The sequence below is a fragment of the Salinicola corii genome (genome assembly GCF_008298015.1).
Classification (GTDB): Bacteria; Pseudomonadota; Gammaproteobacteria; order Pseudomonadales; family Halomonadaceae; genus Salinicola; species Salinicola corii.
In genome coordinates, this window is record NZ_VTPX01000005.1 from 251,440 (window position 1) to 272,661 (window position 21,222).

16 protein-coding genes are annotated in these 21,222 nt (G+C 64.5%); 7 read left to right on the forward strand and 9 right to left on the reverse strand.

Features of this window, described 5'->3' with window-relative positions; translation table 11 throughout:
• The first annotated feature begins 150 nt into the window (after nucleotides 1-150).
• A complete protein-coding gene (locus F0A16_RS11505; protein WP_149435527.1) occupies nucleotides 151-477 on the forward strand; it encodes a YhbY family RNA-binding protein in 327 nt (108 codons plus the stop codon).
• A gap of 130 nt (nucleotides 478-607) precedes the next feature.
• Here the strand turns inward: F0A16_RS11505 and greA are convergent, their stop codons facing one another.
• From greA to dapB, 4 genes are all read right to left on the reverse strand, one after another.
• Nucleotides 608-1,084 (reverse strand): transcription elongation factor GreA, encoded by a 477-nt coding sequence (greA, locus tag F0A16_RS11510; RefSeq protein WP_149435528.1) that lies wholly within the window; start codon nucleotides 1,082-1,084, stop codon nucleotides 608-610.
• A complete protein-coding gene (gene carB / locus F0A16_RS11515) occupies nucleotides 1,077-4,310 on the reverse strand; it encodes a carbamoyl-phosphate synthase large subunit (RefSeq protein WP_149435529.1) in 3,234 nt (1,077 codons plus the stop codon). Before carB ends, greA begins: the two co-directional genes overlap by 8 nt.
• Before the next feature lie 98 nt (nucleotides 4,311-4,408).
• Nucleotides 4,409-5,593: a glutamine-hydrolyzing carbamoyl-phosphate synthase small subunit gene (carA, locus tag F0A16_RS11520; RefSeq protein ID WP_149435530.1), complete on the reverse strand. Its 1,185-nt coding sequence runs from the start codon at nucleotides 5,591-5,593 to the stop codon at nucleotides 4,409-4,411.
• 314 nt (nucleotides 5,594-5,907) lie between these two features.
• Nucleotides 5,908-6,717 carry a 4-hydroxy-tetrahydrodipicolinate reductase gene (dapB, locus tag F0A16_RS11525; RefSeq protein ID WP_149435531.1) on the reverse strand — a complete coding sequence of 270 codons (810 nt, stop codon included), beginning with the start codon at nucleotides 6,715-6,717 and terminating at the stop codon, nucleotides 5,908-5,910.
• Between the two features lie 136 nt (nucleotides 6,718-6,853).
• Here dapB and F0A16_RS11530 point away from each other — a divergent pair, with 136 nt between their 5' ends.
• Together F0A16_RS11530 and F0A16_RS11535 are read left to right on the forward strand one after the other, a co-directional pair.
• Complete coding sequence (locus F0A16_RS11530; RefSeq protein ID WP_187775986.1) at nucleotides 6,854-7,840, forward strand: esterase-like activity of phytase family protein; 987 nt, start codon at nucleotides 6,854-6,856, stop codon at nucleotides 7,838-7,840.
• A 313-nt stretch (nucleotides 7,841-8,153) separates the two neighbouring features.
• Nucleotides 8,154-9,809, forward strand: coding sequence for an OFA family MFS transporter (locus tag F0A16_RS11535; protein WP_149435533.1), 1,656 nt, complete (start codon nucleotides 8,154-8,156; stop codon nucleotides 9,807-9,809).
• 51 nt (nucleotides 9,810-9,860) lie between these two features.
• On the opposite strand, the gene F0A16_RS11540 is transcribed toward F0A16_RS11535, so the two are convergent.
• Entirely contained in the window at nucleotides 9,861-10,919 is a 1,059-nt protein-coding gene (locus tag F0A16_RS11540) for a substrate-binding domain-containing protein (protein WP_239023801.1), read from the reverse strand.
• A 182-nt stretch (nucleotides 10,920-11,101) separates the two neighbouring features.
• Between F0A16_RS11540 and F0A16_RS11545 the strand changes: the two genes are divergently transcribed.
• Genes F0A16_RS11545 through F0A16_RS11560 form a run of 4 tightly spaced genes read left to right on the forward strand, consistent with a single transcriptional unit; the run spans nucleotide 11,102 to nucleotide 16,365 of the window.
• On the forward strand, nucleotides 11,102-11,608 hold the full coding sequence (locus F0A16_RS11545) for a formate dehydrogenase subunit gamma (RefSeq protein WP_149435535.1): 507 nt from the start codon (nucleotides 11,102-11,104) through the stop codon (nucleotides 11,606-11,608).
• On the forward strand, nucleotides 11,608-13,164 hold the full coding sequence (locus F0A16_RS11550) for a formate dehydrogenase beta subunit (protein WP_149435536.1): 1,557 nt from the start codon (nucleotides 11,608-11,610) through the stop codon (nucleotides 13,162-13,164). Before F0A16_RS11545 ends, F0A16_RS11550 begins: the two co-directional genes overlap by 1 nt.
• 2 nt (nucleotides 13,165-13,166) lie before the next feature.
• Nucleotides 13,167-16,031: a formate dehydrogenase subunit alpha gene (gene fdhF / locus F0A16_RS11555; RefSeq protein ID WP_149435537.1), complete on the forward strand. Its 2,865-nt coding sequence runs from the start codon at nucleotides 13,167-13,169 to the stop codon at nucleotides 16,029-16,031.
• A gap of 40 nt (nucleotides 16,032-16,071) precedes the next feature.
• A complete protein-coding gene (locus F0A16_RS11560; RefSeq protein WP_239023802.1) occupies nucleotides 16,072-16,365 on the forward strand; it encodes a formate dehydrogenase subunit delta in 294 nt (97 codons plus the stop codon).
• 24 nt (nucleotides 16,366-16,389) lie between these two features.
• Here the strand turns inward: F0A16_RS11560 and F0A16_RS11565 are convergent, their stop codons facing one another.
• From F0A16_RS11565 to grpE, 4 genes are all read right to left on the reverse strand, one after another.
• Nucleotides 16,390-17,010, reverse strand: a complete 621-nt coding sequence (locus F0A16_RS11565; RefSeq protein WP_149435538.1) for a LysE family translocator — start codon at nucleotides 17,008-17,010, stop codon at nucleotides 16,390-16,392.
• Between the two features lie 111 nt (nucleotides 17,011-17,121).
• Nucleotides 17,122-18,267, reverse strand: a complete 1,146-nt coding sequence (gene dnaJ / locus F0A16_RS11570) for a molecular chaperone DnaJ (protein ID WP_149435539.1) — start codon at nucleotides 18,265-18,267, stop codon at nucleotides 17,122-17,124.
• Nucleotides 18,268-18,365: 98 nt separating this feature from the next.
• Nucleotides 18,366-20,306 carry a molecular chaperone DnaK gene (gene dnaK, locus F0A16_RS11575; RefSeq protein WP_149435540.1) on the reverse strand — a complete coding sequence of 647 codons (1,941 nt, stop codon included), beginning with the start codon at nucleotides 20,304-20,306 and terminating at the stop codon, nucleotides 18,366-18,368.
• Between the two features lie 155 nt (nucleotides 20,307-20,461).
• Nucleotides 20,462-21,094 (reverse strand): nucleotide exchange factor GrpE, encoded by a 633-nt coding sequence (grpE, locus tag F0A16_RS11580; RefSeq protein ID WP_149435541.1) that lies wholly within the window; start codon nucleotides 21,092-21,094, stop codon nucleotides 20,462-20,464.
• Between the last annotated feature and the right edge of the window lie 128 nt (nucleotides 21,095-21,222).

The following is a 21,222-nucleotide window of genomic DNA, read 5'->3' on the forward strand; positions in this document are numbered from 1 at the left end:
GAATCGCAATTACTGCTCCAAGGCCCGCACACCAACGACATCTTTCCTGTAGCGGCCGAAACCCGTACCATATCGCGTTTCGACAGTGCGGTGGTGAGACCGATTGCAGCACCGCTGTAAAATATCGCGAAGTCCAACGGTCAGACTACCATGAGCCTATCATCCGCACAAAAGAAAGCCTTTCGCAGCATCGGCCACCATCTGCAGCCGATCGTCACCGTGAGTGAGAGCGGCTTGAGCGAGGGCGCTCAGCAGGAGCTCGAGCGCGCCCTGCGCGATCACGAACTGATCAAGATCAAGCTGGCGATTCCCGAGCGGGAAGAGCGTCAGGCCATGATCGAAGAACTGATCGAGCTTTCCGGCGCGGAGCTGGTCCAGTCGCTGGGCAAGACGGCACTACTCTACCGCCACAATCCGAAAGCCAACCCCAAGCTTTCCAACATTCAGCGTGCCGAGGAACATCACGGCCGACACTGAGCCGCTTCGCGGAAGCTGAAGGAAGAATGCGACAACCGTAGATACGAAACACCCCGCAGCCAAACGACTCGGGGTGTTTTTCTTCCAGCTTCAGACTTCCAGGCGCGGAGCGCCGATCTTCAGGCTCGAGTCAAAGGTGCTCCACGCCCGATATCTCGTACTCCACATCGCCACCCGGCGTGCGCACGTTGACCACATCACCCTCGCTCTTGCCGATCAGCGCACGGGCGATCGGCGACGTCACCGAGATCTTGCCGGCCTTGATGTCGGCCTCGTCCTCGCCGACGATCCGGTAGCGCACCTCGTCATCGGTCTCGAGATTGAGCAGCTCGACGGTAACGCCAAAGATCACTTTGCCGGTCTTCGGCATCTTGGTCACATCGATGACCTGCGCCGCCGAGAGTTTGCCCTCGATCTCTTGAATACGCCCCTCGATGAAGCCCTGCTGCTCGCGGGCGGCATGATATTCGGCGTTCTCCTTGAGGTCGCCGTGCTCGCGGGCCTCCGCGATATCGCTGATCACCCGGGGGCGCTCGACCCCTTTCAACTGCTCCAGTTCCTGGCGCAGGGCCTGCTCGCCGTGGACGGTCATCGGGACTTTATTCATGGACTGCTCCTGCATGCTGTTCCTGCAGCCGCCGCACCGTGATCTCGTTGCCGTACTCCAGCGCCATGCACACGGCACGCGCGCCCGCCAGCGTAGTGGCGTAGGGCACCTTGCGCGCCAGCGCGGTGCGCCGGATGACCGAGGAATCATTGATCGCCTGACGCCCTTCCGTGGTATTCACGATATAAGCGATCTCGTCGTTCTTGAGCAGATCGACGATATGCGGACGGCCTTCAAAAACCTTGTTGACGACGGCAACGGACAGACCAGCCCCTTCCAGAGCCCTGGCCGTACCCCGCGTTGCCACTAAACTGAAACCCAAGGCTAGCAGAGATTGGGCCACCTCGATAACACCTTGCTTGTCCGGCTCGCGCACCGAGAGGAATGCCTTGCGCTCCCCGGTCAGCCTCGGAATCGCTTCGCCGGCGCCCAACTGCGCCTTGTAGAAGGCTTCGGCAAAGGTCGCGCCGCTCCCCATCACTTCGCCCGTGGACTTCATCTCCGGCGACAGGATCGGATCGACCCCCGGGAACTTGTTGAACGGGAACACCGCCTCCTTGACGCTGTAGTAGCCGGGAATGATCTCGCGGGTGAACTGCTGCTCGACCAGGGTCATTCCGGCCATGCAGCGGGCCGCCACCTGCGCCAGCGACGTGCCGATGCACTTGGAGACGAACGGCACCGTGCGCGAGGCGCGCGGGTTGACCTCGATGACGTAGATCTCGCCATCCTGCCACGCCAGCTGCACGTTCATCAGCCCGACCACGTTGAGCTCGACCGCCATGCGCTTGACCTGATCGCGCATCTCGTCCTGCACTTCCGCCGGCAGCGAGTACGGCGGCAGCGAGCAGGCGGAATCCCCGGAGTGCACGCCGGCCTGTTCGATATGCTGCATGATGCCGCCGATCACCACCTGCTGACCATCGGAGACGGCATCGATGTCGACCTCGATCGCCGCGCTCAGGAAGTGATCCAGCAGCACCGGAGAGTCGTTGGAGACCTTGACCGCGTGGGTCATGTAGTTCTCCAGCTCGGAGGCGTCGTAGACGATCTCCATGGCGCGACCGCCGAGCACGTAGCTCGGTCGCACCACCAGCGGGTAGCCGATCTTCTCGGCCTTGGCGAAGGCATCCTCGAAGCTGCGCGCGGTGGCGTTGGGCGGCTGCTTGAGCCCCAGCTTGTCGATCATCTTCTGGAAGCGCTCGCGATCCTCGGCGCGGTCGATGGCATCCGGGGTGGTGCCGATGATCGGCACGCCAGCAGCTTCCAGGGCGCGGGCCAGCTTCAGCGGGGTCTGCCCGCCGAACTGCACGATCACCCCGACCGGCTTCTCCTTGTCGGCGATCTCGAGCACGTCCTCCAGGGTCACCGGCTCGAAGTAGAGGCGATCCGAGGTGTCATAGTCGGTGGAGACGGTCTCCGGGTTGCAGTTGACCATGATGGTCTCGTAACCGTCTTCCCGCATCGCGAGCGCCGCGTGCACGCAGCAGTAGTCGAACTCGATGCCCTGACCGATCCGGTTGGGCCCGCCGCCCAGCACCATGATCTTCTGGCGGTCGCTGACCTCCGCCTCGCACTCCTCCTCGTAGGTGGAGTACATATAGGCGGTATCGGAGGCGAACTCCGCCGCGCAGGTGTCGACGCGCTTGTAGACCGGGCGAATGTCGAGCTGCTGCCGGCGCTGGCGGAAATCGCTCTCGGAGACGCCCAGCAGCGAAGCCAGGCGCGCGTCGGAGAAGCCCTTGCGCTTGAGACGGTAGAGGTCGTCGGCACTCAGATCGTGCAGCGAGCGCTTGGCGACGGCCGCCTCGGCCAGCACCAGGTCCTCGAGCTGGACCAGGAACCAGCGGTCGATGTTGGTCAGCGCGAAGATCTCGTCGACGCTCATGCCGCTGCGCATGGCGTCGGCGATGTAGAAGATCCGATCGGCGCCGGCGGCCTGCAGCTCGCCCTTGATCAGCGCCATGTTCTCCTGACTGAACTCGACCACCTTCGGATCGAGCCCGTCGACGCCGATCTCCAGCCCCCGCAGCGCCTTGTGCATCGACTCCTGGAACGTGCGCCCGATCGCCATCACCTCACCGACCGACTTCATCTGGGTGGTCAGGCGATCGTTGGCCTGGGGGAACTTCTCGAAGGTGAAGCGCGGGATCTTGGTGACCACGTAGTCGATCGACGGCTCGAAGGAAGCCGGCGTGGCGCCACCAGTGATATCGTTCTGCAGTTCGTCGAGGGTGTAGCCCACCGCCAGCTTGGCGGCGATCTTGGCGATCGGGAAACCGGTGGCCTTGGACGCCAGCGCCGAGGAGCGGGAAACGCGCGGGTTCATCTCGATCACGACCATGCGCCCGGTGTCGGGATCGACGCCGAACTGCACGTTGGAGCCGCCGGTCTCGACGCCGATCTCACGCAGCACCGCAAGCGATGCGTTGCGCATGATCTGGTACTCCTTGTCGGTCAGCGTCTGCGCTGGCGCGACGGTAATGGAGTCCCCGGTGTGCACGCCCATGGGGTCGAAGTTCTCGATCGCACAGACGATGATGCAGTTGTCGTTCCTGTCGCGAACGACCTCCATCTCGTACTCCTTCCAGCCGAGAAGGGACTCGTCGATCAGCAGCTCGTGATTGTTGGAGAGCTCGAAACCGCGATCGCAGATCTCCTCGAACTCCTCCTTGTTGTAGGCCACGCCGCCGCCGGAGCCACCCATGGTGTAGGAAGGCCGGATGATCACCGGGAAACCGAGCGAGGCCTGAATTTCCCACGCTTCTTCCATGGTATGGGCGACTTTCGCCTTGGGGCACTCCAGACCGATATTCTTCATCGCCTTGTCGAACAGATCACGATCTTCGGCCTTGTTGATGGCATCGGCATTGGCCCCGATCATCTCCACGCCGTACTTTTCGAGCACGCCATGCTTGTCGAGATCCAGCGCGCAGTTGAGCGCGGTCTGCCCTCCCATGGTCGGCAGGATCGCCGATGGGCGCTCCTTCTCGATGATCTGCTCCACCGCCTGCCAGGTGATCGGCTCGATGTAGGTGGCATCCGCCATCACCGGGTCGGTCATGATGGTCGCCGGGTTGGAGTTGACCAGAATGACGCGGTAGCCCTCTTCGCGCAGTGCCTTGCAGGCCTGGGCCCCGGAGTAGTCGAATTCGCACGCCTGCCCGATGACGATGGGACCGGCGCCGATGATCAGAATGCTGTCGAGATCCGTACGTTTTGGCATGCGCTAACACTCGTCGAAAATGAGGGAGTCGGCGGCCGGCGCCGACCCGAAAGACTGAATTCCAAACGGCCGAGGCCGTGCTGCGTTTCGCTGACGGTCTACACCGCGTCTCGCTGACGGGTCTGCATCATCGTCACGAAGCGATCGAACAGCGGCGAGACGTCCTGTGGCCCCGGGCTCGCCTCGGGATGCCCCTGGAAGCTGAATGCCGGACGATCGGTCAGTTCGATGCCCTGCAACGTGCCGTCGAACAGCGAACGATGGATCGCACGCACGTTGCCGGGCAGGCTCGACTCGTCCACCGCGAAGCCGTGGTTCTGGCTGGTGATCATGACATGACCGCTGTCGAGATCCTGGACCGGATGGTTGGCGCCGTGATGGCCATGGTTCATCTTCACCGTCCTGGCACCGGTGGCCAGCGCCAGCAACTGGTGGCCCAGGCAGATTCCGAAGACCGGGACATCCGTCTCGAGGACTTCCCGGATCGCGCTGATGGCGTAGTCGCAGGGTTCGGGGTCGCCCGGCCCGTTGGCCAGGAAGACGCCGTCCGGGCTCATCGCCAGCACCTCGCTGGCCGGCGTCTGCGCCGGCACCACGGTCAGGCGACAGCCGCGGGAGGCGAGCATGCGCAGGATGTTGTGCTTGATCCCGTAGTCGTAGGCGACCACGTGGTATTGGCGCGGGTCCTGGGCGCCACCTGAGGGCCGCTCGTCGCTGGTGACATCGGCATAGCCCTGGCCCAACGTCCACTCGCCCTCGGTCCACTCGTGGATGGAAGCGCAGGAGGCTTCCCTGGCCAGATCCATTCCCTTGAGGCCCGGAAAGGCCTGGGCTTCCGCCAGCGTCCGCTCGACGGCATCATCGCCCCGGGCAGCGTCGCCGGCCAGAACCGCCCCGTTCAATGAGCCTTTGCTGCGCAGGATGCGCGTCAATCGACGCGTGTCGATGTCGGCGATGCCGATGACATTCTGCGATGCCAGATACTCGGAGAGCGTGGTCGTGCTGCGAAAATTGCTGGCGATCAGCGGCAGGTCACGAATCACAAGGCCAGCGGCGCGGATGCGGTGCGATTCGATGTCCTCGCCATTGATGCCGGTATTGCCGATGTGGGGATAGGTCAGGGTCACGATCTGGCGGGTATAGGAGGGGTCGGTGAGAATTTCCTGATAACCGGTCATGGCGGTATTGAATACCACCTCCCCGCTGGTCTGCCCATCGGCTCCGATCGCGACACCGTGAAATACGCTGCCGTCTTCGAGAGCCAGTATCGCGGGTCTGTTCAAGGCAACATCCTCCTTAACTGGTCATCAACAAATTGCGTCGAGGTGTAGCATCACGCCCCTTCATGCACTGACCGGAAACGCCGCCGCAAGGTCGTAAAAAAGCGGGACGAAATCCGGAAAACCGGTTTCATCCCGCTTATTGTCCTGTTGCTGCATCATCTGCGGCGAATCTCTACTGCCTGCGGCGGCTGGCCCGGCCAAATTGGCGAAATGATACCGGAAACCAGCGATCGGCTCCAGTGCCGATCGCGATTCGACCCAATCGGTGTCACCTGCCGCCGGGCCACGCCGGTATCGGGCAGATCGCCCTGCCTCTAGTCTTTCAATTCCAGCACGTCCTGCATGTCGTAGCGCCCGGCTTTTCGCCCCGTCAGCCACACCGCCGCTCGCACCGCACCATTGCCGAAGGTCAATCGACTCGAGGCCTTGTGGGTAATCTCGATGCGCTCGCCATCGGCGGCGAACAGCACGGTATGCTCGCCGACAATATCGCCGCCGCGCACCGTGGCGAAGCCGATTTCCTTGGGATCGCGAGGGCCGACCTGGCCGACGCGCGCGAACACGCCGTGAGTCTTCAGATCACGCCCCAGCGGCTCGGCCACCGCCTCGCCCAGCATCAATGCCGTGCCGGAAGGCGCATCGACCTTGTGGCGGTGGTGCGCCTCGATCACTTCGATGTCGAAACCGGCATCGCCCAGCGCCCTAGCTGCGATCCTGAGCAGGTTCACCGTCAGGTTGACGCCGGTGCTCATGTTGGCTGCAAATACCATCGGTACGCGTTGGGCATAGCCGTCTAGCGTCTTCAGCTGCGACTCGTCGAGCCCCGTCGTACCGACTACGATCGCCTTGCCGTTGTCGGCGCACCAGGACAGGTTTTCGAGGGTCAAGGTGGGAGTGGAAAAATCGATCAGCACGTCGAAATCGTCTTTAGCGTCGTCTAGCGAACCGAGCAGCGCGATACCAAGCCTGCCGAGCCCGGCCATTTCGCCGGCGTCACACCCCAGCAACGAGCTATCCGGCCGCACGATAGCCGCACCCAACTGTGCGGTTTCGCTGTTGCGCGTCGCTTCCAGCAAGATACGCCCCATTCGGCCTGCCGCTCCCATGATGGCAATCCGCGTCATGATTCCTCCGTGCTCGCAGGGCATGGCTCTACCACGCCAGTGACTTTCAATGATGGGAGTATATCAGGCAGCGACCCGGCGCCGTCGCGGAGCGCTACACTGGATGACGCCTAACGATCTGTGGAGCCAAGATTCAATGACGTTTCGACGCCACTTTGCCCTGCCAATGGCCCTGCTGTGGCTTGCCGGCTGCAGCGCCACGCCCCACCGCACCGCCATCGCGCCGGTGGATCTGCTGGGGAGCACGCAGAAAATCGACTGGTGCGGCACCCTGACGCTGCCATCAAAGTGGCAGGATGGAACGCCGGTGGGCGGACTGTCCGACCTGGGCTGGGACAACGACGAATCGCTGCTGTTCCTGATCTCGGATCGCGGCTGGCTGCACCGCGCGCGGCTGGCGTTCAGCGGCAGCGGTGAGTTGCGAAACTACGAACCGCTGGATACCTATCCGTTGCGCGGCGAGGACGGCGCCATTCTGGCGAGTGCCAGCAGCGATGCCGAGGCGCTGGCGCTGGAGAACGCGGAGGACGGCGTGCGCGACAATACCCAACTGGTGATCGGCTTCGAAGGAACGGCGGGGAGCGACGCCCGCTGGCAGCGCTTTCTGCCGTCGGGCATTGCCAGCGGGCCGGCACAGCGTCCGGCCGGCCTCTCGGACATCAGGCCCAACGGCGGCCTGGAGGCGCTGACCGATACCCCCGATCACGGTCTGATCGGGGGTATCGAGAACCCGCCAGATGGCTGGCCGGAGAAGATGACACGGCTGTTCACCCTGGACGGCTCCCGGGAGTGGCGTTATCCGCTGGCGGCCAACGCCAACAGTGCGCTGACCGCCCTCGAAACGCTGGATGACGACCTGCTGGCGCTGGAGCGCGCCTACTCGCCGCCAGCCTCGCTGGTGATTCGGCTGAGGCGGGCGCATCTCGCCGACGACGGCAGCGTCACGGTCACCGAACTGGCCCGGCTATCCAACGGCGATGGCTGGTCGCTGGACAACTTCGAAGGCCTGACCCGCCTCGGCGGCCAGCGCTACCTGATGGTGAGCGACGACAACTTCAGCCTGATGCAGCGCACCCTGCTGACCTGTTTTGCGGTTACCGAAAACGGCACGGCGACGCCGTAGAGCCGACGCACACGGTCGTTCCCCGGCGGGTATCGTCTCCCGCCGATCTCCCCCTCCTTCGTTCCCTCGGCCTTCACCTATGCACGACCAAGCATAATGATTTCCGCTAGTTGCCATTTCCGTTCACGGATTCGATCCTGCCGTCTCTTGCTGGTGGACATGGCAACAATAAGAAGAAATGTTCATACATTCTTCGCTCAAGCCCAAGGGCGCTTCTGCCGATGTAGAGCACGCGGTGTCTTCCCGGTCACGCGGTGTCTTCCCAGTAGTGCCGGCAGCGCCATCGACACGATAATCAAGAAGAGGGTTCAGGATGAGTGGGATCAATCAGGCCGTGCTGGATACCGGCGGCAACACCTCGGCGGGATTCTTCTCCCGCGAGAGAACGGTAGCGGGACCCAACTTCAATCGCTGGCTGGTGCCCACGGCAGCGCTGGCGATCCATCTCTGTATCGGCATGGCCTACGGCTTTTCCGTGTTCTGGCTTCCCATGAGCCAGGAGATCGTCAACGCACCGGCAAGCTGCGCGAATATCGGGCTGTTCCAGGCGCTGACCACGACGAGCTGCAACTGGAGCGTTGCCCAGGTCACCTACGTCTTCGGCATCTTCATCGCAATGCTCGGTGTCTCGGCAGCCATATGGGGTGCCTGGCTCGAGCATGCCGGACCGAGAAAGGCCGGCTGCATCGCGGCGGCTTGCTGGGGGGGTGGCCTGATCGTCGGCGGCATCGGGGTCATGCAGCATCAACTGTGGCTGGTCTATCTCGGCTGCGGCGTGCTGGGCGGTATCGGCCAGGGTCTGGGCTACATCACTCCGGTATCGACCCTGATCAAGTGGTTCCCGGACCGCCGCGGCATGGCCACCGGCTTTGCCATCATGGGCTACGGCGGCGGCGCCATGGTCGGCGCGCCGCTGGCGGTTCTGCTGATGAACCACTACTCCACCGGCGGCGGCACCGGAGTCGCCATGACGCTGATCACCCTGGGCGTCATCTACGCCATCGTCATGGCCTGCGGTGCCATCGGCTTCCGCGTACCGCCCAACGGCTGGAAGCCGGCGGGCTGGACGGCGCCGAAGAACGCCAAGACCAACACCATGATCACCCAGGGCCACGTTCACCTGAACACGGCGTGGAAGACCAAGCAGTTCTGGCTGATCTGGGGCGTGCTGTTCCTCAACGTGACCGCCGGCATTGCGGTGATCTCCATGGCCAGCCCCATGCTGCAGGATGTCTTCGGCGGCGCCCTGGTCGGTCTCGCCGACCGTTCCGCCGCGTTGAGCGAGGCACAGCAGGCGGCGGTGGTCGCCGCGGCTGCCGGCCTGGTCGGCCTGATCAGCCTGTTCAACAGCGTCGGACGTCTATTCTGGGCCTCGCTGTCGGACAAGATCGGCCGCAAGAACACCTACTACTGCTTCTTCGCCATCGGCATCGTGATGTACTGCCTGCTGCCGATGTGGGGCCACCTGGGCTTGGCCGGACTATTCGTGATCTCGATCTGCGTCATCCTCAGCATGTACGGCGGCGGCTTCGCCACGGTGCCGGCCTATCTCGCCGACATCTTCGGCACCCAGATGGTCGGTGCGATCCACGGACGCCTGCTCACGGCCTGGACGGCTGCCGGCCTCGTAGGCCCGCTGATCATTGCCGCTCTGCGTCAGGCGCAGCTCGATGCGGGCGTCGAGCCGAGTCTCGTCTACGACCGCACGCTCTACATTATGGCGGGGCTACTGTTTCTCGGCCTGATCTGCAACGCCCTGGTCAAGCCGGTCAAGCCGGAGCAGCAGATGAGCGACGACGAACTGGCCCGTGAGCGCGCGCTGCAGAAGGAAGATAGCGTCTCCTCCAATGCCGAGACCGCGGCTCGCGGCAGCTTCGGTATCGGCGGCGTGCTGGCCTGGCTCGGCGTGGGCGTGCCGTTCCTGATCGGACTCTACATCGCCCTGGCCAAGGCGGCCGCGCTGTTCTGATACCGGCGCACTGCCCCTGAACGACGGCCGGACACGATCGTATCCGGCCTTCTACGCCCTGTCCCCCGCCAGCAGCGCCTCGAACGTCTCCACCTCGCCGCACCGATCCGCCGCGTAGCCGGTCAGTGATTCGAGTTGGGCGAGAAATCCCCTGGATCCCATGAACGTCAGCAGCTCCTGGACATTCTGCTGCCGCAGCCGATCCTCGGGGCAGACCAGCAGGTAGTGTTCGGTGGAGAGCGGCTCGAAGTCGAGCCCGAACTGCGCCGCCGCCGCTTCCAATCCAAAACCGACATCTGCCATGCCCGAGGCGACGTAGGCCGCCACCGCGGTGTGGGTGAACTCCTCCCGTTCGGCGCCCTGGATCTGGGCCTCGCCGATCCCCTCCTCCTCCAGCAGCAGATTGAACAGGATCCGCGTGCCGGAATGCTCGTCGCGATTGATGAAGCGCACCCCGGGTCGGGTGAGATCGCTCAGCCCCCCGATGCGATCGCGATCCGCGGCGCGCAGGATCAACCCCTGACGCCGGGTCACGAACCGGATCACGCGCAACTTTTGACGCCCCAGTGACTGCCGGTAGACCTGCATCACCCGCGCCGCCAATCGCGGACAGGTGGGCAGATGAAAGCTGGCCAGGTCGCACTCGCCGCGCTCCATGGCATTCAGCGCTTCCCCAGGATGACAGTAACGCAGATCGAGTTCGCTACCGCTCCCCGGCAGCAGCGCCACCGCGTAGCCGTGGGTGGCGTGCAGTCGCAATACCGGGTGGGCGCCCGCCAGCAACTGCTGCAACTGGTTGTTGAGCTCAGAGGCCATGCTGTCGATCTGCGGCCCCAGACGCGCCTTCACCCGCTGCTCCGACCACAGCAGCTTCTCCCCCAGGGGGGAGAGCCGGGTGCCGTGGCCCTTGCGCATCTCCACCAGCGCCATGCCGAAGAACGCCTCGCCACGATTGAGCAGATTCCAGGCGTGACGGTAGGAGACACCGGCGGCTTCGGCGGCGCGCGTCAGCTTGCCGGACTCGCGCAGATTGGCGAGCAGACGGAACAGCACCGGGTCGAGCAGCTCACCATCGTCACTGCGGAACAGCCAGGCTGGCGTGATATTCAACTTTTTTCTAAGCATCTTCGTTCATATTTTGCGCATCTCGAGGGAGTGCTAGTTTGGCCAATAGCGGCACCCTGACTTAAACCAGTTAAGAACGACGATTCCTATAAGACGATTGGACGAGTCCCGACATGCGTGAAGCCACTGTCGGGCACAGACCAGCAACTTGATGAGACGACCAGGCCATGTCACACGCTAGTCCGCAGGCCGCCGACACCTGGACGTCGGCGCAGATCCAGGCCGTTGTCGACGAGCACCGCTCGTTGCCGGGCGCCATGCTACCGACGCTCCACGCGCTCCAGGACCGCTTCGGCCACATTCCCGAGGCAGCGATCCCGATCATCGCCGAGGCGCTGCGCCATACCCGCGCCGAAGTCCACGGCATCATCAGCTTCTATCACCACTTCCGTACCCAGCCGCCGGGGCGCCACGTGATCCAGGTGTGCCGCGCCGAGGCGTGCCAGGCGGTGGGCGCGCGGGCGCTGGAAGCGCATGCCAAGTCCGCGCTGAGGGTCGACTATCATCAGACCACGGCGGATCGCGAGTTCACCCTGGAGCCGGTCTACTGCCTCGGCAACTGCGCCTGCGGCCCCTCGCTACGGGTCGACGACGAGGTCCACGGCCGCATGGACGCCGCCGGCTTCGACCGTCTGACGGCCCAGCTCAGCGCTACCGTGGTGGAGGTGAAGTGATGACGACCACGATCTATGTGCCCTGCGACACCACCGCCCGCTCGCTCGGCGCCGACGCCGTGGCGGCACGCCTGACACGGGCCGCCGAGCGCCTGGGCGTGGCGATCCAGCTCAAGCGCAACGGTTCCCGCGGGCTGTTCTGGCTGGAGCCGCTGGTGGAGGTCGAGACCGCGGCGGGCCGGGTGGCCTACGGCCCGGTGGCGCCCACCGACGTCGACGCTCTGGTCGAGGCCGGGCTGTTCGAGGGGCGCCAGGAACACGCGCTGGCCCTCGGCGACATCGAGGCGCACCCCTATCTGGCGCGTCAGCAGCGGCTGACTTTCTCGCGGATCGGCATCACCGACCCGCTGTCGCTCGAGGATTACACCGCACGGCAAGGCTTCGCCGGCCTGCAACACGCGCTGGCGCTGGCGCCGCAAGACATCGTCGAAGAGGTCAAGACCTCGGGGCTACGCGGGCGTGGCGGCGCTGCCTTCCCTACCGGTATCAAGTGGCAGACCGTGCACGACACCCCGGCGGCGCAGAAGTACATCGTGTGCAACGCCGACGAGGGCGACTCCGGCACCTTCGCCGACCGCCTGGTGATGGAGTGCGACCCTTTCATGCTGATCGAGGGCATGACTATCGCCGGGCTCGCCGTGGGTGCCACCCAGGGCTATATCTACCTGCGCTCGGAGTATCCGCTGGCCCACGCGATGCTCGACGAGGCGATCGCCCGCGCCGAGGCGGCCGGCTATCTGGGCGAGAACATTCTCGACAGCGGCCAGGCCTTCCACCTCGAAGTCCGCCTGGGTGCCGGGGCCTATATCTGCGGCGAGGAGACCTCGCTGCTGGAGAGTCTGGAGGGCAAGCGCGGGCTGGTTCGTGCCAAGCCGCCGCTGCCCGCCATCGAGGGCCTGTTCGGTCAGCCCACCGTGGTCAACAACGTGCTCTCGCTGGCCGCGGTGCCGTTCATCCTCGACCAGGGCGGCCAGGCCTACGCCGACTACGGCATGGGCAGGTCCCGCGGCACCCTGGCGCTGCAGCTGGCCGGCAACGTCGAGCGTGGCGGCCTGGTGGAACTGGCCTTCGGTACCACCCTGCGCGAGCTGATGGAGAGCTTCGGCGGCGGCACGCGTAGCGGCCGCCCGCTCAAGGCGGTGCAGGTGGGCGGGCCGCTGGGCGCCTATCTGCCCCAGAGCCAGTGGGACAGCCCCATCGACTACGAAGGCTTCGCCGCCTTCGGGGGAGTGGTCGGCCACGGCGGCGTGGTGATGTTCGACGACAGCGTCGACATGGGCGATCAGGCCCGCTTCGCCATGGAGTTCTGCAGCGTCGAGTCCTGCGGCAAGTGCACCCCGTGCCGCATCGGCGCCGTGCGCGGCGTGGAGGTGATCGACCGTATTCGCGCCGGCGAGCGGGCGGAGGAGAACCTCGCCCTGCTCTCCGATCTCTGCGACACCATGGTCGATGGTTCGCTCTGTGCCATGGGGGGCATGACCCCGTTCCCCGTACAGAGCGTGATGAAGCATTTTCCCGATGACCTGACACCGCGACAAGCCGAAGGCGGGAGGTAGTCATGCTGCAACATTTCGATCCGAAACAGTTCGACCGCGACCTGGGAACACCGGCAAGACTCTCGGAAACCCTGGTTCCGCTGACTATCGATGGCGTCGAGATCAGCGTACCGGAGGGCACCTCGGTACTGCGTGCCGCAGCGCTCGCCGGCATCACCATTCCCAAGCTGTGCGCGTCCGACAACCTCGAGGCCTTCGGCTCCTGCCGCCTGTGCGCCGTCGAGATCGAGGGCCGGCGCGGCTACCCCGCCTCCTGCACCACGCCGGTGGCCGAGGGCATGGCGGTCACCACCCAGAACGGCAAGCTGGCCAAGCTGCGGCGCAACGTCATGGAGCTCTACATCTCCGACCATCCGCTGGACTGCCTGACCTGCCCCGCCAACGGCGACTGCGAACTGCAGGACATGGCCGGCGCGGTGGGCCTGCGCGAGGTGCGCTACGGCTTCGACGGCGCCAATCACCTGGATGCCGAGATCGACGACTCCAACCCCTACTTCAGCTTCGACCCCAGCAAGTGCATCGTCTGCTCGCGCTGCGTGCGCGCCTGTGGCGAGGTCCAGGGCACCTTCGCCCTGACCATCGAAGGGCGCGGTTTCGACTCCAAGGTCGCCGCCAGCCAGAACGAGCCGTTCATGGACTCGGAGTGCGTCTCCTGCGGCGCCTGCGTGCAGGCCTGCCCGACGTCGACCCTGATGGAGAAGAGCGTCATCGACCACGGCGTGCCCGAACACAGCGTGGTGACCACCTGCGCCTACTGCGGCGTGGGCTGCTCCTTCGAGGCGCAGATGAAGGGCGACAAGCTGGTACGCATGGTGCCCTACAAGGGTGGCGACGCGAACCATGGCCACTCCTGCGTCAAGGGACGCTTCGCCTTCGGCTACGCCACCCACAAGGATCGCATTCGCGAACCGATGATCCGCGACAGCATCGACCAAGCGTGGCGCCCCGTCGCCTGGGACGAGGCGATCGCCTTCGCCGCGCGACGCCTTCGGGAGACCCAGGCGAAGTACGGGCGCGAGAGCATTGGCGGCATCACCTCGTCGCGCTGCACCAACGAAGAGACCTACCTGGTCCAGAAGCTGATCCGCGCCGCCTTCGGCAACAACAACACCGATACCTGTGCGCGGGTGTGCCACTCGCCCACCGGCTACGGCCTCAAGACCACCCTGGGCGAGTCCGCCGGCACCCAGACCTTCGATTCGGTGATGAAGGCCGATACCATTCTGGTGATCGGGGCCAACCCCACCGACGCCCACCCGGTGTTCGCCTCGCAGATGAAGCGCCGCCTGCGCCAGGGCGCCACGCTGATCGTCGCCGACCCGCGGCGGATCGATCTGCTCAAGACGCCCCACGGCGGCAGCAGCCTGCATCTGCCGCTCAAGCCGGGTACCAACGTGGCGCTGGTGAATTCGCTGGCCCATGTGGTGGTGACCGAAGGGCTGGAAGACGCCGACTTCATCGCGAAACGCTGCGACAGCGACGCCTACCAGCGCTGGCGTGACTTCATCCAGGAACCCCAGAACTCCCCGGAAGCCCTCGAGACCGTGACCGGCGTGCCTGCCGTGCAGGTCCGCGAGGCGGCCCGCGCCTACGCCAACGCCGCCAACGGGGCGATCTACTATGGCCTGGGCGTCACCGAGCACAGCCAGGGTTCGACCATGGTGATGGGCATCGCCAACCTCGCCATGGCCACCGGCAACATCGGCCGCGAGGGTGTCGGGGTCAATCCGCTGCGCGGCCAGAACAACGTCCAGGGCTCCTGCGACATGGGCTCGTTTCCCCACGAACTGCCGGGCTACCAGCACGTCGCCGATCCCGCCGTGCGCGAGAAGTTCGAGACGCTCTGGCACACCACCATCGACGATGAACCGGGGCTGCGCATTCCCAACATGTTCGACGCCGCCATCGCCGGCACCTTCAAGGGGCTCTACGTCCAGGGCGAGGACATCGCCCAGTCCGATCCCAACACCCAGCATGTCGAGGCGGCGCTGACCGCGCTGGACTGCCTGATCGTGCAGGACATCTTCCTCAACGAGACCGCCAAGTACGCCCATGTGCTGCTGCCCGGCTCCACGTTCCTGGAGAAGAACGGCACCTTCACCAATGCCGAGCGGCGCATCAACCGCGTGCGCAAGGTGATGCCGCCGGTGGCCGGCAAGGAGGACTGGGAGGTCACCCAGGCGCTGTCCAACGCGCTGGGCTACCCGATGCACTACACCCACCCCTCCGAGATCATGGACGAAATCGCCCAGTTGACACCGACCTTCACCGGCGTCAGCTATGCCAGGCTCGAGGAGCGAGGCAGCATCCAGTGGCCGTGCAACGACGCCTTCCCCGACGGCACCCCGACCATGCACGCGCTGGACTTCCCCATCGGCAAGGGCAACTTCGCCATCACCGAATATGTCGCCACCGAGGAGCGCGCCAGCCGACGCTATCCGCTGCTGCTGACCACCGGACGCATTCTCAGTCAGTACAACGTCGGCGCTCAGACCCGGCGTACCGACAACAGCGCCTGGCATGCCGAGGACGTGCTGGAAATCCATCCGTCGGACGCCGAGGTCCGCGGCCTGCGCGACGGCGACTGGCTGGGCATCAGCAGCCGCGTCGGGCGCACGGTGCTGCGCTGCCGTGTCAGCGATCGCATGGCGCCGGGCGTGGTCTACACCACCTTCCACCATCCGGGCAGCGGCGCCAACGTGATCACCACCGACAACTCCGACTGGGCCACCAACTGTCCGGAGTACAAGGTGACGGCGGTACAGGTGGAAAGGGTCTCCCAGCCCTCGTCCTGGCAGCGGCATTTCCGACAGTTCGGCGAACGTCAGCAGCGTTATCTGGAATCCGCCGAGGCGGCGCTCAAATGAGTGCCGCCGGCCACTCTTTCGACGTCAGGGAGCGCGCGAGATGAGCGATTCGAGCATGAATGATGCGGGCCATGGCGGGCCAACCGCGCCGCTGATCAAGATGGTCAATCAGATCAGCGCCAATAATCTGCACCATGGTGATGACGCCCAGGCGGCCGAACTGGTTGCCACGCACCTCAAGAAATTCTGGGCACGCAGCATGAAGCGCCAGATCATCAACTATGCCGATACGGATGGCGGCGAATTGAGCCCGGTATCGCGCCTCGCGATCGCGCGGCTGAAGTCGATGTCGACCACGGTCAAGAACTGGGAGGAGACCTCGGACGCGGGCTAGCGGCTAGCGGCTAGCGGCTAGCGGCTAGCGGCTAGCGTGGACCAGGGTATTGATGCCCAGACCACCCAGCACGCCGCCACCGAGCCGCTGCAACCAGCGCGAACCGTCACGGCGGTCGGCGGTGAGCCAGCGTCGCAGCGGTGCGGCCAGTAGTACGGTGACGACGTCGGCGGAGGAGAAGATCAGGTTGGTGGCCACGCCCAGGCAGAGCAGTTGCCAGGTCATGGCGAGATCGGCCTGGGGCTGCACGAACTGCGGCAGGAAGGCGACGAAGAACAGCGCGGTCTTGGGATTGAGCACCTCGACCAGGAAACTGTCACGCAGCACCCGTCGCGCCGTGGCGCGCGAGTCCAATTGTGGCGCCTCGCCCAGTCCCTGACGCCACAGGCGAACCCCGGCCCACAGCAGGTAGATACCACCGACTACCTTCATCGCCACGTAGGCCGGCGGCACGGCGGCGAATAGCGCCGCCAGCCCCAGCGTCGCCGCGATCACATGCACGTAGCAGCCAAGATGCACGCCGGCCACCGCGAACCAGCCGGAACGCTTGCCGCGTCCCAGTGTCTGTGCGGCGGTGTAGAGCATGGCCGGACCAGGCAAGTAGGCGAAACCCAATGCGGCCAGGATGAAGGTCAGCAGATCCATGACGATGACGCCTCCGAGGTGAACCCTTCGACTGTAGCGCGCCTGACCACAAAGACAAAGCCCCGCCACGGCAAACCGTGCGGGGCTTCGTCAGCGGGGACGGCGACGATGTCAGGGCTTCATATCCTCGAAGAAGCGCTTCACGCCGTCGAACCAGCCCTCTTTCTTGGGCGAGTGGCGACTGGCGCTGCCTAGGCTGTCCTGGAACTTGCGCAGCAGATCCTTCTGCTCTTCGTTGAGGTTGACCGGCGTTTCGGTCACCACCTTGCACAGCAGATCGCCGGCCGGGCCGCCGCGCACGGGCTTGACGCCCTTGCCGCGTAGCCGGAACAGCTTGCCGGTCTGGGTCTCGGGCGGGATCTTGAGCTTGACCCGTCCTTCCAGTGTCGGTACCTCGAGTTCGCCACCCAGCGCCGCATCGACGAAGTTGATCGGCACTTCGCAGTGCAGATGGCGGCCGTCGCGCTCGAAGATCGGGTGCGGCTTGATCTCGACCTGAACGTAGAGATCGCCTGCGGGGCCGCCGTTGAGCCCGGATTCGCCCTCGGCGTTGAGCCGAATGCGGTCGCCGGTATCGACACCCGCCGGAATCTTCACCGACAGTGTGCGGGTCTCGCGGACGCGACCTTCGCCATGGCACTTGCGGCAGGGCACCTTGATGCTCTGGCCGCTGCCGTGACAGGTCGGGCAGGTCTGCTGCACAGCAAAGAAGCCCTGCTGCATCCGCACCTGGCCCTGACCGTGGCAGGTCGGACAGGTCTCCTTGCTGGAGCCCGGCTCGGCGCCGCTGGCATCGCAGTGCTCGCATTCGACGTGCCGCGGTACGCGGATATCGACCGTCGTGCCGAATACCGCATTCTCGAGATCGAGTTCCAGGTTGTAACGCAGGTCGCTGCCACGCTGTGGCGCGTTCGGATTGCGACGGCCGCCGCCGCCCCCGAAGATATCGCCGAAGACGTCGCCGAAGATATCGCTGAAGCCGCCGGCTCCGGCACCGCCGAAACCGCCGCCGCCAAATCCGCCGGCCTGGCCGTCGACGCCGGCATGACCGAACTGGTCGTAAGCCGCACGTTTCTGGTCGTCGGAGAGCACGTCGTAGGCATCGGAGACCTCTCGGAATTTCTCCGCCGCCTGCTGATCTTCCGGATTGCGATCCGGATGGTATTTCTGCGCCAGCCGACGATAGGCTTTCTTGATGTCCTTGCCGTCGGCGCCCTTGTCGACGCCCAATACTTCGTAATAGTCACGTTGGGACATTACTGAGTCCGCCTCCGTGTCGGCGCCGTGCAAACAGCAACGCGGGAGTCGTCTTGGCTCCCGCGCTACCGCCGATCACACGGCGTCAGACGTCGTGGTTATTGCTTTTTCTGATCGTCGTTGACTTCTTCGAACTCGGCGTCAACCACGTCATCCTCTTTCTTCTTGCCGCTGGCCTGGGCGTCGTCAGCCGGCTGGCTTTCGGCCTCGGCGCCTTCGCCCTGCTCGGCATACATCTTCTGCGCCAGGTTGCCGGAAGCTTCGGTCAGGGCATCCAGCTTGGCCTGGATGGCATCCTTGTCGTCGCCCTTGAGCGCTTCCTCGAGCTCGCCGATGGCGGTCTCGATCTTGCTCTTCTCGTCGGCGTCGACCTTGTCGCCGGCCTCTTCGAGCGTCTTGCGCGAGGCGTGAATCATGCCGTCGGCCTGGTTGCGCAGGGCCACCAGCTCCTCGAACTTCTTGTCCTCAGCCTCGTGGGCCTCGGCATCCTTGACCATCTGGTCGATCTCCTCGTCGGAGAGACCGCTTGAGGATTTGATCACGATCGACTGTTCCTTGCCGGTCGCCTTATCCTTGGCCGTGATGTGGAGGATACCGTTGGCGTCCAGGTCGAAGGCGACCTCGATCTGCGGCACGCCGCGCGGCGCCGGCGGAATGTCGGCGAGGTCGAAGCGACCCAGCGACTTGTTCTGACCGGCCTGCTTGCGCTCACCCTGCAGCGCATGAATGGTCACGGCCGTCTGGTTGTCTTCGGCGGTGGAGAAGGTCTGGGTCTTCTTGGTCGGGATCGTGGTGTTCTTCTCGATCAGCGGCGTCATCACGCCACCCAGCGTCTCGATGCCCAGCGTTAGCGGCGTGACGTCGAGCAGCAGCACGTCCTTGACGTCACCGCCGAGCACACCACCCTGAATCGCAGCGCCCATGGCCACGGCTTCGTCCGGGTTGACGTCCTTGCGCGCTTCCTTGCCGAAGAACTCGGCGACCTTCTGCTGCACCATCGGCATGCGGGTCTGGCCGCCGACCAGGATCACGTCGTGGATCTCGCTGTTGGAGAGGCCGGCGTCTTCCATGGCGGTCTTGCACGGGCCGAGCGAACGCTGGACCAGATCCTCGACCAGTGATTCCAGCTTGGCGCGAGTGACCTTGATCGCCAGGTGCTTGGGACCGGTGTTGTCCGCCGTGATGTAGGGCAGATTGACTTCGGTCTGCTGCGCGGAAGAGAGCTCGATCTTGGCCTTCTCGGCGGCTTCCTTCAGACGCTGCATGGCGAGACTGTCGCCGGACAGATCGATGCCCGAGTCGCTCTTGAACTGCTGGACGAGATAGTCGATCAGCTTGAGGTCGAAGTCCTCGCCACCCAGGAAGGTGTCACCGTTGGTGGCCAGCACCTCGAACTGCTTCTCGCCATCGACGTCGGCCACTTCGATGATCGAGATATCGAAGGTCCCGCCGCCCAGGTCGTAGACCGCGATGGTGCGGTCGCCGGTTGAACGGTCCATGCCGTAGGCCAGCGCTGCCGCGGTCGGCTCGTTGATGATGCGCTTGACTTCGAGACCGGCAATGCGGCCGGCGTCCTTGGTCGCCTGGCGCTGGGAGTCGTTGAAGTAGGCCGGCACGGTGATGACCGCTTCGGTCACTTCTTCACCGAGATAGTCCTCGGCGGTCTTCTTCATCTTTTTCAGTACTTCGGCGCTGACCTGGGGCGGTGCCAACTTGTTGTCGTTGACCTTGACCCAAGCGTCGCCGTTGTCGGCTTCGACGATCTCGTAAGGCACCATCTTGATGTCTTTCTGGACGACATCGTCCTTGAACTTGCGACCGACCAGACGCTTGATGGCGTACAGCGTGTTGGTCGGGTTGGTGACCGCCTGACGCTTGGCCGCCTGACCGACCAGCGTTTCGCCGTCGTCGGTGTAAGCGATGATGGAAGGCGTCGTGCGGCCACCTTCGGCGTTTTCGATCACACGAGTCTTGTCACCATCGAGTACGGCGACACAGGAGTTGGTCGTACCCAGGTCGATGCCAATGATGCGTCCCATAATTCCTCACCTCTAACTATTCGTTAACGACTCAATTCGTTTGGATGACGGCGCTTGCTGCGCGATTGCTTGCTATGTGGGGGCTGGCCAGCGCCTTTCAAGTCCCAGCCGACATGTGAGTTGCAGTATCGGCCCGGCCGCGGCGCCCAGCCCTCTTACCCCGCCGCCTTGCTGACCACGACCATCGCCGGCCGGATCAATCGGCCGTTGAGGGTGTAGCCCTTCTGCATGACGTCCATCACGGTATTGGGTTCCAGTTCCGGATTGGGAACCATGGTCATGGCTTCGTGGAACTGCGGATCGAACGGCTCGCCCTGCGGATCGAGCTGCTCGACACCGAACTTGCTCAGCGCGTCGAGCTGCATCCTGAGTGTCATGGAGACGCCTTCGCGGTGCGTTTCGTCGACCTCCTGCATGCTTTCCAGCCCTTTCTCCAGGCTATCGACCACCGGCAGCAGCTCCTTGACGAACTTCTCAAGCGCGAACTTCTTCGCCTTGTCGGCATCCTGTTCGGCGCGGCGACGCGCGTTCTGCGCTTCGGCAGCGGCACGCATCGACTGATCCTTGGCGTCCGCCAGCGCCTGCTCGAGCTCCTCGACCCTGGCGGCCAGAACCTCGGCCTCGGGGTTGGCTTCCCCCTCGGTGTCATCCGCCTCGTGTTCGAGCGACTCCGCGAACTGCTCCAGATCACCGTCCAACGCCTCGTTGGTGGACTGGTGCTGCGGCTCGCCGTCGCGTTCGGCGCGCTCGAGTTCTTCGTCTACGGGGTTTTGCGGATCTCTAGCCATGAATCTCTCCTGGCAAGGTGTTGTGACAGTTACTCGACAAGCGTGATTCGGATTCGACAAGCGTCGGAAGTTGTCTGCCTATATGGGGCTATCGATTCAGATCTCAAGCGTTTCGCCACCACACCAGC

Bases quoted from the DNA above. Each gene is read 5' to 3' on its own strand.
- F0A16_RS11505 (WP_149435527.1), top strand. From the start codon at position 151: ATGAGCCTATCATCCGCACAAAAGAAAGCCTTTCGCAGCATCGGCCAC.
- greA (WP_149435528.1), bottom strand. From the start codon at position 1,084: ATGAATAAAGTCCCGATGACCGTCCACGGCGAGCAGGCCCTGCGCCAG.
- carB (WP_149435529.1), bottom strand. From the start codon at position 4,310: ATGCCAAAACGTACGGATCTCGACAGCATTCTGATCATCGGCGCCGGT.
- dapB (WP_149435531.1), bottom strand. From the start codon at position 6,717: ATGACGCGGATTGCCATCATGGGAGCGGCAGGCCGAATGGGGCGTATC.
- F0A16_RS11530 (WP_187775986.1), top strand. From the start codon at position 6,854: ATGACGTTTCGACGCCACTTTGCCCTGCCAATGGCCCTGCTGTGGCTT.
- F0A16_RS11535 (WP_149435533.1), top strand. From the start codon at position 8,154: ATGAGTGGGATCAATCAGGCCGTGCTGGATACCGGCGGCAACACCTCG.
- F0A16_RS11545 (WP_149435535.1), top strand. From the start codon at position 11,102: ATGTCACACGCTAGTCCGCAGGCCGCCGACACCTGGACGTCGGCGCAG.
- F0A16_RS11550 (WP_149435536.1), top strand. From the start codon at position 11,608: ATGACGACCACGATCTATGTGCCCTGCGACACCACCGCCCGCTCGCTC.
- fdhF (WP_149435537.1), top strand. From the start codon at position 13,167: ATGCTGCAACATTTCGATCCGAAACAGTTCGACCGCGACCTGGGAACA.
- F0A16_RS11560 (WP_239023802.1), top strand. From the start codon at position 16,072: ATGAGCGATTCGAGCATGAATGATGCGGGCCATGGCGGGCCAACCGCG.
- F0A16_RS11565 (WP_149435538.1), bottom strand. From the start codon at position 17,010: ATGGATCTGCTGACCTTCATCCTGGCCGCATTGGGTTTCGCCTACTTG.
- dnaJ (WP_149435539.1), bottom strand. From the start codon at position 18,267: ATGTCCCAACGTGACTATTACGAAGTATTGGGCGTCGACAAGGGCGCC.
- dnaK (WP_149435540.1), bottom strand. From the start codon at position 20,306: ATGGGACGCATCATTGGCATCGACCTGGGTACGACCAACTCCTGTGTC.
- grpE (WP_149435541.1), bottom strand. From the start codon at position 21,094: ATGGCTAGAGATCCGCAAAACCCCGTAGACGAAGAACTCGAGCGCGCC.